At 68.7% G+C, this 14,531-nt stretch carries 19 protein-coding genes and 1 pseudogene; 10 read left to right on the top strand and 10 right to left on the bottom strand.

What is annotated here, in order from left to right:
- Positions 1 to 41 precede the first annotated feature (41 nt).
- Complete coding sequence (locus tag OCL97_RS08345; protein WP_377369259.1) at positions 42 to 440, bottom strand: thiol-disulfide oxidoreductase DCC family protein; 399 nt, start codon at positions 438 to 440, stop codon at positions 42 to 44.
- Between the two features lie 128 nt (positions 441 to 568).
- On the opposite strand from OCL97_RS08345, the gene OCL97_RS08340 reads away from it, so the two are divergent.
- A complete protein-coding gene (locus OCL97_RS08340) occupies positions 569 to 1,531 on the top strand; it encodes a MerR family transcriptional regulator (RefSeq protein WP_377369257.1) in 963 nt (320 codons plus the stop codon).
- Complete coding sequence (locus OCL97_RS08335; RefSeq protein WP_377369255.1) at positions 1,528 to 1,824, top strand: hypothetical protein; 297 nt, start codon at positions 1,528 to 1,530, stop codon at positions 1,822 to 1,824. Before OCL97_RS08340 ends, OCL97_RS08335 begins: the two co-directional genes overlap by 4 nt.
- An 80-nt stretch (positions 1,825 to 1,904) precedes the next feature.
- Here OCL97_RS08335 and OCL97_RS08330 read toward each other — a convergent pair whose 3' ends face one another.
- Positions 1,905 to 2,552 carry a DUF4230 domain-containing protein gene (locus OCL97_RS08330; RefSeq protein WP_377369253.1) on the bottom strand — a complete coding sequence of 216 codons (648 nt, stop codon included), beginning with the start codon at positions 2,550 to 2,552 and terminating at the stop codon, positions 1,905 to 1,907.
- A gap of 568 nt (positions 2,553 to 3,120) precedes the next feature.
- On the opposite strand from OCL97_RS08330, the gene relB reads away from it, so the two are divergent.
- The 3 genes and pseudogenes from relB to OCL97_RS08315 form a co-directional block, all read left to right on the top strand.
- Positions 3,121 to 3,426: a type II toxin-antitoxin system RelB family antitoxin gene (relB, locus tag OCL97_RS08325; RefSeq protein WP_377369251.1), complete on the top strand. Its 306-nt coding sequence runs from the start codon at positions 3,121 to 3,123 to the stop codon at positions 3,424 to 3,426.
- Positions 3,407 to 3,694, top strand: a complete 288-nt coding sequence (locus OCL97_RS08320) for a type II toxin-antitoxin system RelE/ParE family toxin (protein ID WP_377369249.1) — start codon at positions 3,407 to 3,409, stop codon at positions 3,692 to 3,694. The genes relB and OCL97_RS08320 overlap by 20 nt, the downstream gene beginning before the upstream one ends.
- A gap of 174 nt (positions 3,695 to 3,868) precedes the next feature.
- Positions 3,869 to 3,973: pseudogene (locus OCL97_RS08315) on the top strand (hypothetical protein); the annotation flags it as partial.
- Between the two features lie 9 nt (positions 3,974 to 3,982).
- Here OCL97_RS08315 and OCL97_RS08310 read toward each other — a convergent pair.
- Both OCL97_RS08310 and OCL97_RS08305 read right to left on the bottom strand, forming a co-directional pair.
- Entirely contained in the window at positions 3,983 to 4,327 is a 345-nt protein-coding gene (locus OCL97_RS08310) for a P-II family nitrogen regulator (RefSeq protein ID WP_304776940.1), read from the bottom strand.
- A gap of 145 nt (positions 4,328 to 4,472) precedes the next feature.
- Complete coding sequence (locus tag OCL97_RS08305; protein ID WP_377369246.1) at positions 4,473 to 5,228, bottom strand: class I SAM-dependent methyltransferase; 756 nt, start codon at positions 5,226 to 5,228, stop codon at positions 4,473 to 4,475.
- An 82-nt stretch (positions 5,229 to 5,310) separates the two neighbouring features.
- Here OCL97_RS08305 and gloB point away from each other — a divergent pair, with 82 nt between their 5' ends.
- Positions 5,311 to 6,057 (top strand): hydroxyacylglutathione hydrolase, encoded by a 747-nt coding sequence (gloB, locus tag OCL97_RS08300; protein WP_377369244.1) that lies wholly within the window; start codon positions 5,311 to 5,313, stop codon positions 6,055 to 6,057.
- A gap of 135 nt (positions 6,058 to 6,192) precedes the next feature.
- Here gloB and OCL97_RS08295 read toward each other — a convergent pair whose 3' ends face one another.
- From OCL97_RS08295 to OCL97_RS08285, 3 genes are all read right to left on the bottom strand, one after another.
- Positions 6,193 to 6,957: a DUF4908 domain-containing protein gene (locus OCL97_RS08295; protein WP_377369242.1), complete on the bottom strand. Its 765-nt coding sequence runs from the start codon at positions 6,955 to 6,957 to the stop codon at positions 6,193 to 6,195.
- A 101-nt stretch (positions 6,958 to 7,058) separates the two neighbouring features.
- On the bottom strand, positions 7,059 to 7,784 hold the full coding sequence (phbB, locus tag OCL97_RS08290; RefSeq protein WP_304776936.1) for a beta-ketoacyl-ACP reductase: 726 nt from the start codon (positions 7,782 to 7,784) through the stop codon (positions 7,059 to 7,061).
- 65 nt (positions 7,785 to 7,849) lie between these two features.
- Positions 7,850 to 9,025, bottom strand: coding sequence for an acetyl-CoA C-acetyltransferase (locus OCL97_RS08285; protein WP_304776935.1), 1,176 nt, complete (start codon positions 9,023 to 9,025; stop codon positions 7,850 to 7,852).
- A 176-nt stretch (positions 9,026 to 9,201) separates the two neighbouring features.
- Between OCL97_RS08285 and phaR the strand changes: the two genes are divergently transcribed.
- On the top strand, positions 9,202 to 9,819 hold the full coding sequence (gene phaR / locus OCL97_RS08280) for a polyhydroxyalkanoate synthesis repressor PhaR (protein WP_304776934.1): 618 nt from the start codon (positions 9,202 to 9,204) through the stop codon (positions 9,817 to 9,819).
- A gap of 43 nt (positions 9,820 to 9,862) precedes the next feature.
- Positions 9,863 to 10,195 carry a hypothetical protein gene (locus OCL97_RS08275; protein ID WP_377369239.1) on the top strand — a complete coding sequence of 111 codons (333 nt, stop codon included), beginning with the start codon at positions 9,863 to 9,865 and terminating at the stop codon, positions 10,193 to 10,195.
- Here the strand turns inward: OCL97_RS08275 and OCL97_RS08270 are convergent.
- The 3 genes from OCL97_RS08270 to OCL97_RS08260 form a co-directional block, all read right to left on the bottom strand.
- A complete protein-coding gene (locus tag OCL97_RS08270) occupies positions 10,192 to 10,500 on the bottom strand; it encodes a helix-turn-helix domain-containing protein (protein ID WP_377369237.1) in 309 nt (102 codons plus the stop codon). The genes OCL97_RS08275 and OCL97_RS08270 overlap by 4 nt on opposite strands.
- Positions 10,501 to 10,638: 138 nt before the next feature.
- Positions 10,639 to 11,067, bottom strand: a complete 429-nt coding sequence (locus tag OCL97_RS08265) for a hypothetical protein (RefSeq protein ID WP_304776931.1) — start codon at positions 11,065 to 11,067, stop codon at positions 10,639 to 10,641.
- Positions 11,068 to 11,158: 91 nt separating this feature from the next.
- Positions 11,159 to 11,896 carry a glycosyltransferase family 2 protein gene (locus tag OCL97_RS08260; RefSeq protein WP_377369235.1) on the bottom strand — a complete coding sequence of 246 codons (738 nt, stop codon included), beginning with the start codon at positions 11,894 to 11,896 and terminating at the stop codon, positions 11,159 to 11,161.
- A gap of 56 nt (positions 11,897 to 11,952) precedes the next feature.
- Between OCL97_RS08260 and OCL97_RS08255 the strand changes: the two genes are divergently transcribed.
- Both OCL97_RS08255 and OCL97_RS08250 read left to right on the top strand, forming a co-directional pair.
- Positions 11,953 to 13,632, top strand: a complete 1,680-nt coding sequence (locus tag OCL97_RS08255) for an ArnT family glycosyltransferase (protein WP_304776929.1) — start codon at positions 11,953 to 11,955, stop codon at positions 13,630 to 13,632.
- Entirely contained in the window at positions 13,629 to 14,528 is a 900-nt protein-coding gene (locus OCL97_RS08250) for a hydroxymethylglutaryl-CoA lyase (RefSeq protein WP_377369232.1), read from the top strand. The genes OCL97_RS08255 and OCL97_RS08250 overlap by 4 nt, the downstream gene beginning before the upstream one ends.
- The last annotated feature ends 3 nt before the right edge of the window (positions 14,529 to 14,531 follow it).

Below are 14,531 nucleotides of genomic sequence, written 5' to 3'. Positions count from 1 at the left end.
CACGTTCGGGATCCGGTGGGAACGCGGTCCGGCCGCAGGCCTCAGGGACGGCCCGCTTGCCGGCGGGCGAGGAGCCATCGCGCGATCGCCTGCAGGCTCGGGCGAACCTTTAGAAAGACCAGGTAGGCGCGCTCCAGAAGCCACTGGACAGGCGGTGGCGAGGCCAGCGCCGCGAGGGGGCGAAGGCCTGGAAGCACGCGCCACATGGCCACGAAGGCCGCCGCGCCGGAAACCATGGCCCCGCCGCGCGGCTGGGCGTGCAGACGGGCAAGGCGGGCTGCGCGATCCGTCGGACACCCCCCGGCCAGGCTCAGGTCGACGAAGGCGATCGCCGAGCTGCTGTCGAGCCTCCGCATCAGTCCGATTTCAGCTGTGCAGATTGGGCAGTCGCCGTCGTACCAGACGGTGAGCTCGCCTGGCCTCGGGTCCGATCTGGACATGGTCGACATCCTCTCCATCGGCGTATCTCCATTTTGTCCTGGACAAATACGCCTTCATGGGAGAATGTCTAGGCATGAACTCCGCATTGTCCACGACAAATATGACACCCATCGAACCGGCGGCGCCCATGAACATCGCCTCGGTTGAACGGGATTGCGGCCTGCCGAAGGATACCTTGCGGGTTTGGGAGCGTCGCTACGGGTTCCCGAACCCCCTGAGGGACAAGCAGGACGAACGGCTCTACCCGGCCGATCAGGTCGCGACCCTTCGTCTGCTGCGCCGTCTGGTGATCGCGGGCCATCGCCCCGGGAAAGTCGTCGGGCTCCCGGATGACCAGTTGCGGAAACTTCTGGAACAGGTCGGCGGCCCCGATGAACAGCCGACCGCCTACGAGGCGGAACAGGTGCTCGATCTCCTGAGGGCCCATGACGCCATCGGCTTGCGAAATCATCTGAACGCGATGGTGCTGCGAGCCGGGCTGGGGGCGTTCGCGTCCGTCACCGGTCCGCGGCTGGTGGAAGCGATAGGTCTGGCCTGGTCGCGGGGGGGGCTTGAGATCCATCAGGAACACGTCTTCACCGAACAGTTCACGACGGTGCTGCGTAGCGCCATCAACGCCAGCCAGGGATCTGGTTTCCCGCGCGCTCGCCCGCGCGTCCTGTTCGGCACCTTCCCGCAGGAACCCCATGCCCTGGGCCTGATGATGGCCGAAGCGATGTTCACGCTGCAGGGCTGCCTTGGCATTTCTCTTGGGGTTCAGACGCCGATTCCTGAAATCGCCGCGGCCGCGAGGGCGCACAAGGCCGACATCCTGGCCCTGTCATTCTCAGCCATAATTCCCGCGGCCCAGGCGTCAGCCGGGCTCGCCGAACTCCGGGGCCTTGTGCCCGCGACCACCGAGATATGGGCTGGCGGCGCTTGCTCCGGCCTGCGTCCCAAGCCAGGCGTCTACGTGCTGCGGGAGCTGGCGTCCATCGGACCGGCCATTGAAGCCTGGCGGGCCCGCGCGACCCTCACAGAAGGGTCTGATGGTCCCTCGCCCGGAAAAACCGATCAATTTGCATCAATAAATCAAGGGGAACAGTCATGAGAAGACTCGTCGTATTTGCCTGGAACTATGTGTTCAACCACAACGTAAATCCCCTTCGCCATGTTCAGGACATCCCGACGCGGCACATGATCCTCCAGGTTCTGGGCTGGATGTGGGCCGCGTCTTTTGCGATCGCCATCGGCAGCTATACCTTCCTCGCCGCCAGCCTGATCGGCCATATCGCCTTGATCGCGGCGGCGGCCATCACCGTGGCCACCTACACGGCGGCGGAAAAGAAGCCGTCTCTCTTCGCACCCGCCTCGGCGCGACGTGCGGACGGCGAGCACGAATAGGTCTCCGGGGGGCTCACGGTGAGGGCGCACGCAATCGCGCTTTCACGGTGAGCCGCCGAGAGCCTCAGGCCGACGCTCAACTAGAACGACGACGTGACCTTGATGTTCGGCGATCCGACCACCCGAAGTGGAATCTCGAAATAGGCTTCGACATTCTTCCGCGCCTGATCCCGGGCCAGGTCCACGAACTGTCGCTGTTGCGCTTGGCGGACGAAGGCCTTGCGCGCGGACCTGTAGTTCACCCGGTTGAGGTCCTGAACGACATCGGCGTTCAGGGTCAGCAACCCGCCGTTCGCCGCCCGCGCGCGCTCCGGTTGGAAGGCGGGATCACCGATCATCAGCGGCGGCAGCTTCACGCGAACCGTCTGCGTCGCCTTGTCGAAGGAAACGTGCTCCGGCCGCAGTCGCGACATGTCCACGAAGTAGCTGACCGTGGCCGGAACGGTGAGTTCCTGGCTGGTCTTCAGCAAGCCTCCCAGGTCGGACTTCTCCGCCGCCACGCGGACGTCGCCGGTATACTGGTAGACCACCAGCCGGTTCTCAGCCTGGAGGTTGGTGACCGTCGCCGCCAGGACACGTTCCGTCTGCTGGCTGAAAACGCCGAGGCTCCTGACCTGCGTGTCGGAGGACTCCCGCTGCGCGGCGTCATAGCCCGCATAATAGCCCCCCGTGACCAGGGCGGCCGCGACACCTGCGCCGGCGATCCAGGTCATAGTCTTCCCAGCCATGCCGCGCCTCACAAGGGGTGATCAGACCATGTTACCCGGCCAGGCGCGGATCGCCCCATGAGTTCTACCGTGCCGCAAGGCTCCTACGGGGACAGGACCACCCTGCAACCGCCCCCTACCCTCTCCCCCGCAAAGGGGGAGCGGAGGGACCACTGGAAGCCTGCCGCTGAACTCTCCTCTCCCGCCTGCGGGTGTTCGGACCGGAGACATCCGTGACGGGCGTTCGGGGACGTCCGTGACACCACCGTCAACCCCTTCCGGCTTCGACCGCGGCGCCCCCAGGCTGTTCAGGACTGTCCACGAACCACACGAACCCCACGAACGGTCTGGCCGAACGGCGCCGCCCCCGCCCCGCTCATCCCGGCGACCCGAACGGCGGCGCGAAGCAGCCAAGGCCGGGACCCCAGATTCATCCCGCACGGCTGGTCATCGCCAGTCGGGTTCCAGATTTCGGTGGCAGCGCCTCGATAGAAATTTCCGCACTGGCGCCCAAATCACCCCGCCGCCCAACGCCCTTGATTGTATCTCATTTGAGATACACCATGAACGTTCGGCCAGGAGGACCACCATGACCGCTCAAACCTCGATGCTCCACGTGCGCGTGGACGATCAGCTCAAGGCGGACGCTTCGGAGAAACTCGCGCGTGTCGGTCTCACCCTCTCCGATGCCGTTCGCATCCTGCTGACTCGTGTCGCCAAGGAGGGCGGCATGCCCGCCGGACTTACCGCCGATCCGCAAGCCCATGACGCCTGGTTCCGCGCCAAGGTGCAGGAGGCCCTTGCCGACACAGGCCCCACGACGCCCCATGAGCAGGTGATGGACGAGGCCCAAGCGCGCATCGACGCGAAGCGCCGTGACCGCGCCGGCGCTTGAATGGCGCGAGGCGGCGCGGGCCGACTTGCTCGCTATCGTGGATTACATATCCGACGACAATCCCGACGCCGCCCAGCGGTTGAAAGACGAGATCGACGAGAAGGTGTCCAAACTGCCGGAGCGACCGAGGCTCTATCGGCCGGGACGCGTCCCCGGGACCCGGGAAATGGTCATCCGACCCAACTACATCGTTGTCTATGCGGAGGACGACCGCGCCGTGGTGATCCTGCGCGTGCTTCATTCCGCTCGGCAATGGCCGCCCGGCTGAGGCGCGACACGGGCTACGGTGACTCTGTTTGAAATAGGCGAGGCCTCGGGGCTGCCCCACCGTTCGTGTGGTTCGTGTGGTTCGTGGTTCCAAGTCTTCCGGCCGCGACGCCCGCGAGGCGGAACAGGATTGTCCACGAACCACACGAACGCAGCCCACACCTCCCTACGTCGTCATCCCGGCCGTAGCGAAGCGGAGAGCCGGGACCCAGGGGCCCAGTCAATCCCCCTGGGTCCCGGGTCTCCCCTGCGGGTCGCCCGGGATGACGGTGTTGCTTGAGAGCGCCCCCTACCCCGCGATCGCCGCCGCGTCCCTATCGCCCGTGCGGATCCGCAGCGCCTGTTCCAGGTCCAGCACGAAGACCTTGCCGTCGCCGATCTTGCCGGTGTTGGCGGTGCGCGACACCGCCTCGATGACGGCGGTGGCGATGTCGTCGGGGACGGCGATCTCCAGCTTCACCTTGGGCAGCAGCTTCACCTCGTACTCGGCGCCCCGATAGACCTCGGTCTTGCCGCGCTGGCGGCCGTAGCCGCGCACCTCGGTGACCGTCAGGCCCGAGGCGCCGGCCTCGGTGACGGCGTCCAGCACCGCGTCGAGGCGGCTGGGCTTGATGATCGCGACGATCATTTTCATGGGCGTTACTCCGGCTAGAGCCAATGTTGGGAGCGTGACGGGCGCCTGAACCGGTACCCACTTCAGGCTGTCACGCTCCTGGTCGCCTGGGCGGCCGTGTGAACCTTCAAGCTAGGGCGAACCGGGCCCCACTCCAAGGGGGGGCCTAGTCGGATGGGCGCGGCGCCCGGGAAACAGGCGCCCGGCCGGCCGGCAGGGGATTGAGGGCCGGGACCGCCACCCGGACCCGGGCGCGGTGGGCGCGGGGCTTGACGGCGAAGGTCTGTTTCACCGCCTCCATCAGCACCAGGCCCGCGAACCCCGGCCACAGGCGCGAGCCGGCCTGTTCGAAGCCCTCGGCCCAGCCGGCCATCCAGGGGACCGGCGGCAGGTACAGGGCCCGCGTCCAGCCCGAGGGCTCCAGCTCGGCCTCCCGCAGCAGTTCGGCCAGCTGGCCCCGCGTATAGGGGCGGCCGTGGCCGAAGGGGGTGGCCTCGGCGTTGGCCCACAGGCCGTTGCGCGCCGCCACCACCAGGATCACCCGGCCCGAGGGCGACAGCACCCGCCAGACCTCCCGCAGCAGGCCCACCGGATCGGGGCTCTCCTCGATGGCGTGGACCGCCAGGATGCGGTCAAACAGCGCGTTCTGGAACGGCAGGGCGTCTTCGGCGGTGAGCGTCGCCAGGTTGCGGTCGCCGACCGGCCACACCTCCACCCCCTGCTGGGCCGGCATGGCCGCCACCACCCGGCGGGCCGTGGGCCGCAGGGCGCCCAGGAACGGGGTGGCGTAGCCGAGGCCGAGGATGTCCAGGGCATGGCCGTCGCCCCAGGTCTCCAGCACCTTGCGCGCCGTCATCTCGCGCGCCGCCCGCCCCAGCTTGGAGGCGTAGAACTGGCGGAGCTCGAGGACGTCGCGGCGCATGAGGGGGAACTTAGGGTGGCCCTCGACTTATCGCGACCCCCAACCTAAGTCCGAGGGACAAGAGACGCCGGGAGAAGTCGCCATGTCGGTCACCATCCACCAGTTCCCCTGCCTGTCGGACAATTACGGCTTCCTGGTGCGCGACGACGCCACCGGCCTGGCCGCCTGCATCGACACCCCCGACGCGCCGGCCATCCTAGCGCAGCTGGCCAAGCTGGGCTGGAAGCTGGATCTGATCCTCAACACCCACTGGCACCCCGACCACGCCGGCGGCAACGCGGCGATCAAGGCGGCCACCGGCGCCACCGTCGTCGGTCCCGCCGAGGTGGAGCGCCTGACCCCCGTCGACCGCCAGGTGGCGGGCGGCGACACCGTGCAGTTGGGGGAGACCCGCTTTGAGGTGATCGAGTCCGGCGGCCACACCCTGGGCCACATCGCCTTCCACGACGCGGCCGACAAGGTGGCCTTCGTCGGCGACACCCTGTTCACGCTGGGCTGCGGGCGGCTGTTCGAGGGGACGCCGGCGCAGATGTGGGACAGCCTGGCGCGCCTGGCCGCCCTGCCCGATGACACCGCTGTCTATTGCGCCCACGAGTACACGGCGTCCAATGCCCGCTTCGCCCTGTCGGTGGACACGAGCCCCGAGCTGAAGGCGCGGGCCGAGGCGATCTTCGCGGCCCGCGAGCGCGGCGAGTGGACCGTGCCCACCACCATCGGCCTGGAGAAGGCCACCAACCCCTTCCTCCGCGCCCCCTTGCTGAGGCCCGGCATGGCGCCGCACGAGGCGTTCGGCGCGGTGCGCGCGGCCAAGGACGCCTTCAAGGGCTAGGCGCGCGCACTTGGCGGGACCTCGACGGTCACCTGTTGGCCTATGTCGGCGGGCCCGGGCCCTTACGGGATAAGGATCGGTTGGCGCGTCGGGGCCGCGGAAGGGCGTTCTCTTCCCTCCGCGGCCGTCACCAGGTCAGCGACTGCCGGCCGCCGCCATGATCCGGTCGGAGGAGGGACGCCCGGCCAGGCCGTCATGGGGGGTGATGGTGATGCGCATGACCCCCTGCTGCACCGTGGCGCTGGGCCTGTGCCCCTCCACCAGCTTGACCTTGGTGAAGCGGGCGATCAGGGCCGGGCCGCCGGGCCGCTTGGACATCCGGATCACCGCCTCGGAGGTCACCAGGGCCGCGTCGGCCACCAGGGCCGAGGAGGCGGGCGAGGCGTCGGCCTCGAAGGGGATCAGCCGGCGCGCTGCCCGGGTTGCCCGGGCGCTGGCCTGGGCCAGGCGCTCCAGCAGCTGCTGGGGCCCGAGCGCCGGCAGCCGCAGGGCCGGACCGCCCCCGGCCAGGGCCGCCGCCGTCCCGCCGGGCCGGTCCTCGGTGAACAGGGTCAGGCCCCCCAGGCGGGTGGCGCGCAGCACCGGCTCGCCCAGGTCGTTCTTGTAGATGATGTCGCCGCGCGGCGCGGGCTGGGGCTTGAGCGCCCAGACCTCGGGGCTGTCCTGGAACTTCAGCAGCGGCCGATTCTGGCTGCGGTCGAGGACGAAGACGTCGCCCTCCTGGCTGACATAGCGGGCGACCGGCGGCGACTGGTTGCGACCCGCCGCCGGGTGCTGGCCGAACAGGCTCTCGCGCAGATTGTCGGCGGGCCCGGCCCAGGCCGGACCAGCCAGCCCCGCCACGGCCAGGGCCGTGACGAAGGCAAGCTTGCACGCAGGCGCCGGGGTTTCGCTTCTCATCAGGGGGGTGTGATGCTCGACGACTGGGGCGCTTTTTGGACGCCAATAGGCCTAGGCTCAAGCTTCACATGCCTTGATCCCCGGGGTGTGGCGCGGGCGCCCTACCCCGCCATGTACTGACCGCCGTTGAGCGAGAGGGTCGAGCCGGTGACGTAGCCGGCATGCTCGCCCGCCAGGAAGGCCACCATGTCGGCGATCTCCTCGCCCTTGCCCAGCCGGCCCACCGGGATCTGGCTGATGATCGAGGCCAGCACGTTCTCCGGCACCGCCTGCACCATCTCGGTGTCGATATAGCCCGGCGCGATGGCGTTGACCGTCACCCCCTTGCGGGCGTTCTCCAGGGCCAGAGCCTTGGTGAAGCCGATGACCCCGGCCTTGGCGGCGGAGTAGTTGGTCTGGCCCATCTGGCCCTTCTGGCCGTTGATCGACGAGATGTTGATGATCCGGCCCCACTCGCGCTCACGCATGCCCTCGATCACGTGGCGGGTCATGTTGAAGACGCTATCCATATTGACCCGGATGACCTCGGACCACTGCTCGGGCTTCATCTTGTGGAAGACGCCGTCGCGGGTGATGCCGGCGTTGTTGACCAGCACGTCGATGGGGCCCAGCTCGGCCGTCACCAGGTTCACCGCCCGCTCGCAGTCCTCGAAGCTTCCGACATTGCCCTTCACCACCATGACGCCCAGTTCCTTGGCGCAGGCGGCGGCGGCCTCCTCGTTTCCGGAGTAGCCAGCGGCGACACTCATGCCGTCGGCCTTCAAGCGCTCACAGATCGCCCGGCCGATGCCCCGGGTTCCGCCCGTGACAAATGCAACTCTCGCCATTCCCGTTTCTCCCTAAAACTTCAAGCCCGCACCGGTTGCTCCGGCGTTGGGTATTGCGTGAACGGCTAGACTTGCTCGACGCACATGGCCACGCCCATCCCGCCGCCGACGCACAGCGTCGCCAGGCCCTTCTTGGCCCCCGACCGCTTCATCTCGTGCAGCAGGGTGGTCAGGATGCGGGCGCCCGAGGCGCCGATGGGGTGGCCGATGGCGATGGCGCCGCCGTTGACGTTCACCTTGGCCGGATCGAGACCCAGGTCGCGGACCACGCAGATCGACTGGGCGGCGAAGGCCTCGTTGGACTCGATGAGGTCAAGGTCGCCCACCGACCAGCCGGCCTTTTCCAGGGCCTTGCGGCTGGCGGGGATCGGGCCCGTGCCCATGATCTCGGGATCGACGCCGGCCGACGCCCAGGAGGCGATTCGGGCCAGGGGCTTCAGGCCGCGCTTCTTGGCTTCCTCGGCGCTCATCAGCACCAGGGCCGCGGCGCCGTCATTGAGGCCCGAGGCGTTGGCCGCGGTGACCGAACCTTCCTTGTTGAAGGCCGGACGCAGGCCCGAGACGCTGTCGAGGGTGGCGCCGTGGCGGATGTATTCGTCCTGGTCGACGATGGTGTCGCCCTTGCGGCCCTTGATGGTGACCGGCGCGATCTCGCCAGCGAACCGGCCGGCCTTCTGGGCGGCCTCGGCCTTGTTCTGGCTGGCGACGGCGAACTCATCCTGCTCGGCCCGGGTGATCTGCCAGCGCGAGGCGATGTTCTCGGCCGTCTGGCCCATGTGGTAGCCGTGGAAGGCGTCCAGCAAACCATCCTTGATCATGGTGTCGACGAAGGTGGTGTCCCCCATCTTCGTGCCGGTGCGCAGCTGCGAGGCGTGCGGCGACTGGCTCATGCTCTCCTGGCCGCCGGCGATGACGATGCCGGCTGAGCCGTCGGCGATCTGCTGGGCGCCCAGAGCGACGGCGCGCAGGCCCGAGCCGCAGAGCTGGTTGAGGCTCCAGGCGGGGCTTTCCTGCGGGATGCCGGCGTTGATGGAGGCCTGGCGGGCGGGGCCCTGGCCGGCGCCGGCCTGCAGCACCTGGCCCATGATCACCTCCTCGACATCGGCGGCGGTGATGCCGGCGCGCTCGATGGCGGCCTGGATGGCGATCTTGCCCAGTTCATGCGCCGGAAGAGCGGCGAGCGCCCCATTAAACGATCCGACCGGGGTGCGGGCGGCCGAGACGATGACGACGTCGGACATGGCGGGCTCCTTCAAGCGCTTGAAGCTCTATCTATCGAGAACCGCTCCCGAATGAGCAAGGGGGTGAAATCGTTCGCGTTCCACCGCAGCGCGCTTTGCGAACGCGCTCGCATCCGCGATACTGCGCCGCAAGATAGGGGCGCGCCGCGGGGGGCGGGTTCAAAGAAGGATTTGGGATGGCGGACGCTCAGGGTAACAGCGGCAAGTCCAACGAAGACCGCGTGGTCATCAAGAAGTACGCCAACCGGCGGCTCTACAACACCGCGTCGAGCTCCTATGTGACGCTCGAGCACCTGGCCGACATGGTAAAGCAGGGCGTCCACTTCGTGGTCTATGACGCCAAGTCCAACGAGGACATCACCCGCTCGGTGCTCACCCAGATTATCGTGGAAGAGGAAGGGCGCGAGGGGCAGAATCTGCTGCCCATCCAGTTTCTGCGCCAGCTGATCGGCTTCTACGGCAACTCCATGCAGGCCTTCCTGCCGTCCTATCTGGAACTGTCGCTCTCGACCTTCGCCGAGCAGCAGGAGCGGATGCGCACCCAGTTCTCGACCCTCGGCCAAGGCGCCGGCATCGGGGTCTATGACGACCAGATCCGCCAGAACCTGGCCCTGTTCGACCGGGCGATGAAGATGTTCTCGCCCTTCGCCTACACCCGCACCGACGAACCCACGGCGGCCCAGCGGCCGCCCGAACCCGCCCCCGCTCCGGCGGCCGACGCGGCCCTGGACGAGATGAAGCGGCGCATGGAGGAGATGCAGGCCCAGATCGAGAAACTGATCTCGAAAACCTGACGCTCCAGTTTTTTAACGAAGGCGGGGTCAGGATCAGGTCGTCATGACCTCGCCGATCGACCCCATTCGCAGAGCCGCCCAGGCCCGCCGGGCCCAACGGGCGCGGACGGAAGACTCCGAGGATATCCACGACAACGAGGACCGCAGCGTCCCGGCGATCGTCGCGGGCGAGCCGGTGCGTCCGATTCCCGACCGCTCGGCCGAGGGCGCCAGCGTGTTCAGCGCCCAACTCATGGGCCAGGACGGCCAACGCCGCGGTCTGCGGGGCGGACCCGAGACGCTCGGCGCGGCAAGAAATGTCTATGGGGCCACCGAATGGTCCGGCAAGGCTGACCGCCGCACCCGCAAGGGCTCCATCGGCAAGACCGAAATCTAGCGTCTAAGCCGGGCCAACTCGGCTTCGAGCGCCGCCACCCGCCGTTCCAGCGCCGTGATCCGCGCCTCTGGCCCGCCGCCGGGGACCGGCGTGGACACCCCCGCCTGCCGGGCGATCTCAGCCGCAGCGAGGCCCAGCAGTTCGGCGAAGGCCGCCACCTCGCCCGCCGACAGCTCCCGCTGATCCTTGAACACCAGGGTGAGATCGGCCTCGCTCATCCCCGCGGCGACGGCCATCACGCGCCTTGAGAGGCCGCGTTCGGCCAGCTGCGCGTCGAACCAGGCCGCGTCGAAGAAGAGGGCCATCAGCCCCCCCGGCTCTGGCGCCGGTCTTGCTTGAACGATTGGGTAACCATCCCAACGGGGCGCCCCATGTTCGCAATTATCCGCATGTTCGACGTCGCCGTGGTGGCCCTGATCTTCACGGCCCTCACCTAGGTCTGATCAGATGGCGTCGGGGTTGAAGTCCACGTCCCGGCGTGCCGAGACGATGGTGACGATGAAGCCGGCGAGCACGTCCAGCAGCACCATGATCGTCAACAGGAAGAAGGTGGAGGTCGCAAAGGCCGGCGCCAGCAGGAATTCCACGAGACAGACGATGAACAGGATCATCGACAGCGAGTGATTGACGATGGCGATCCGCCGGCTGGTGGTCGATTTCAGCAGCTCGATGAACAGCACCACCAGGGCCGCGGCCAGCAAGAGGTCGCCCAGACTCACCGGCCAGGCGGCCCGCGAGGTCATCTGGATGACGAAGAGTTCCTCGTTCATCCGCGTCGAGGCGTCGAAGGCCGAGAACCCTCCGGTCAAGGTGAGCGCAATCAGATTGTAGACCAGCACCGGCAGCAGCAGCAGCGGAAACGCGGCGAACATCGCGGAAACCCCCTTGGCCGGCCCCCCGGCGATACACCAGGGTTAGCCGACTTGGCGGCGACCGCAAAGATGGTTCACCTGGCTGGGGTGGCTAGACCTCGTCGGCCCCGCCCGGATTGCGCGACCGGGTCTGCAGCCACATCACCCCCAACAGGTCGGAGACCGAGGCCATCAACCGGCCGACGTTGGTGTATTTCGACGCGCCGGTCTGGCGGTGGCGGTGGTTCACCGGCCGGAAATCCACCTGGTAACCCTCGCGGATCATCAGGGCCGGGATGTAGCGGTGGATGTGATCGAAATAGGGCAGCCGCAGGAAGGCTTCGCGGCGAAAGGCCTTCAGCCCGCAACCGGTGTCGTTGGCGGTGTCCTTCAGCAGACGCTTGCGGACGCCGTTGCCGAACTTCGAGGCGATCTTCTTGGCCTGGCTGTCCTGGCGCTTGACCCGTTCGCCGCCCACCAGGGCGAGGTCGGCCGGACCGGCGAGCAGGGCGTCCACCAGCTTGGGCCCGTCGGCGGGATCATTCTGCCCATCGCCGTCCAGGGTGACGATGATGGCCCCGCGCGCCGCCAGGACGCCGGTGCGGATGGCGCGGCTCTGACCGGAATTAGAGCGGTGGCTGAGGACGCGGAGTTGGGGCAGCTCGGTCTTCAGGGCCGTGAGCGCGGCCACCGTGCCGTCCCGGGAGCGGTCATCGACAAAGACCATCTCGTAGTTCCGGCCTGCGAAGGCCGCCGCGATCTCCCGCGCCAGGCCGGGCGCGGCCCCCTCCTCGTCAAAGACGGGAACCACCACGGAGATGTCGGGCGCTGAGGCTGCGGATATGGCCATGTCCTCTCCTTACCGGAAAAGTCGGCGCCTGGAAGGATCGTGCTATTCAAGCGCTCATGACTCTGGACGGCTTCATCGAACGTTGGAGCCGGGGTTGGCGTGGGCCGGCCCTGGCCGCCCTGATCGCCTTCCTGGCAGGCCTGCCCGGCGTCTTCGCCGTGCCGCCGCTGGATCGCGACGAATCACGCTTCGCCCAGGCGACAGCCCAGATGCTGGAGACCGGCGACTTCGTGGTCATCCGCTTCCAGGATGAGCCCCGGTTCAAGAAGCCTGTGGGAATCTACTGGATGCAGGCTGGATCGGTGGCCCTGCTGTCTCAATCCGAGGCGCGGGACATCTGGGCCTACCGGATTCCCTCGCTCCTCGGAGCGATGCTGGCGGCCGCGGCCTGCGCCTGGGGCGCCGCGGTGTTCTTCGGCGGGCCCACCGGCCTGCTGGCGGGGGGCCTCTTCGCCTCAACCCTGCTGTTGTCCTCCGAAGCCTTCATCGCCAAGACAGACGCGGTGCTGGCGGGAACCACCACCCTGGCCTTGGCCGCCCTGGGGCGGATCTATGCCGGCAGCCTCAACGGCGCGCCGGCCGGACGGCTGACGCGGCTGCTGTTCTGGCTGGGCCTCTCGGTGGCCGTGCTGGTGAAGGGCCCGGTCGGACTGATGGTGGTGGCCCTCACCGCCGCGACCCTCTGGATCTGGGACCGTAAGGCGCCCTGGCTGAAGCGCCTGGGCTGGAGCTGGGGCTTGATCCTGTTCGCCGCGGTCATCGGACCGTGGGCCTGGGCGGTGACGGTCGCCACCGACGGCGGATTCTGGAGCGCTGCGGTGGTGGGCGATCTGGCGCCCAAGCTGGCGGGCGGCCAGGAGAGCCACGGCGCGCCCCCCGGCTATCACACCCTGGCGACCCCGCTGCTGTTCTTCCCGGCCGCCCTGCTGCTGCCCGCGGCCCTGGTGTTCGGCTGGCGCAACCGCGCCGAGCCGGGGGTGCGATTCGCACTGGCCTGGCTGGTTCCGGCCTTCCTGGTCTTCGAGCTGACCCCCACCAAGCTGGTCCACTACACCTTGCCCACCTATGGCGCCCTGGCCTGGCTGGCTGCGGCCGCCTTGCGCGAGACCCTGGGCGGCCGCGTGCGCTGGGCCGGCGCCGGCCTGTCGGCCCTGGTGGGCCTGCTCCTGGCGGTCGGCGTGGGCTATCTGATGGCCGAGTACGGCGACGCCTCCGACCTCCCCGCGGCCCTGGTCACCGGCGCCCTGCTGGCGGCGGCGGGGCTGGCCGGCGCCTACCTGCTGATGCGCGGCCAGGCGGCCACCGCCCTGGTCACCGCCTGCGGCCTGGGCATCCTGGGCCACACCGCCCTGGCGGCCGCCTTCGCGCCCCGGCTGGAGCCGCTGTGGATCTCGCAACGCACCGAGCATGCCCTGGCTGCGGCCCGCCTGCTGCCCCGCCAGGGGATCGCGCCCGCGCCGGTCGCGGTGGCCGGCTATGCCGAGCCCAGCCTGGTCTTCGCCCTGGGCACCCCCACCGACCTGGGCGGCCCCGACCAGGCCGCCGAGGCCCTGGCCGACAACCGCCCCGCCGTGGTGGAGAGCCGCGAGCAGAAGGCCTTCGACGCAGCCATCAAGGCGCGCGGGCTGAAACCGCGCCAGATCGGCGAAGTCAGCGGCCTGGACTATTCCAACGGCGACGAGACCACCCTGCGCATCTACGCCCCGCCGCCCACGCCCCCGGAGGCCGCGCCATGAGCCGCTTCATCGAGATCGTCGAGGTCGGCCCGCGCGACGGCCTGCAGAACGAGAAGGCCCTGCTGGATGTCGACCAGAAGCTGGCCTTCATCGCCCGGCTGGAGGCCGCCGGCGCCAGGCGGATGGAGACCGTGTCCTTCGTCAATCCAAAGCGCGTGCCCCAGATGGCCGGCGCCGAGGAGGTGATGGAGGGCCTGCCCACCACCGCCGGACGGTCCCGCATCGGCCTGGTGCTGAACATGAAGGGCTGGGAGCGGGCGGTGGCCGCCAATTGCGACGAGGCCAATGTGGTGGTCTGCGCCACCGACGGCTTCGGTATCCGCAACCAGGGCGCAAGCGCCGCAGAGCAGATGGCGGCCCTTGCCGCCATCGCCGCGCGCCGGGAGGCCGAGGGCGGGCCGCCGATCAGCGTCACCTTCTCCGTCGCCTTCGGTTGCCCCTTCGACGGGGAGGTCAGCCAGGACCAGGTGGTGGCGCTGGCCCGCGAGGCCGCGAACCTGAACATCGCCGAGATCGCCCTGGCCGACACCATCGGCGTGGCCGACCCCTGGACCGTGCGGGCCCGGGTCGAGGCCGTGAAGGCCGTGATCAGAGGCAAGAAGCTGCGCCTGCACTTCCACGACACCCGCAATACGGGCCTTGCCAACGCCTATGCCGGCGTCGAGGCGGGCGTCGATATCCTGGACGCCAGTTGCGGCGGTCTGGGGGGCTGTCCCTTCGCCCCGGAGGCGACCGGGAATATCGGCACCGAGGACCTGGTCTACATGCTGGAGCGGGCGGGGTTTTCCACCGGCTACGACCTGCCGGGCCTCATCAGCACGGCCAGATGGGTGTCGGATCTGCTGGGAAAACCGCCGACCTCGTCGGTGGCGCGGGCGGGGCTGTTCCCCGCCTGAGGA

This window comes from Phenylobacterium ferrooxidans (assembly GCF_042714595.1).
GTDB classification, from domain to species: domain Bacteria; phylum Pseudomonadota; class Alphaproteobacteria; order Caulobacterales; family Caulobacteraceae; genus Phenylobacterium; species Phenylobacterium ferrooxidans.
This window is presented reverse-complemented; position numbering and strand designations above follow the sequence as displayed.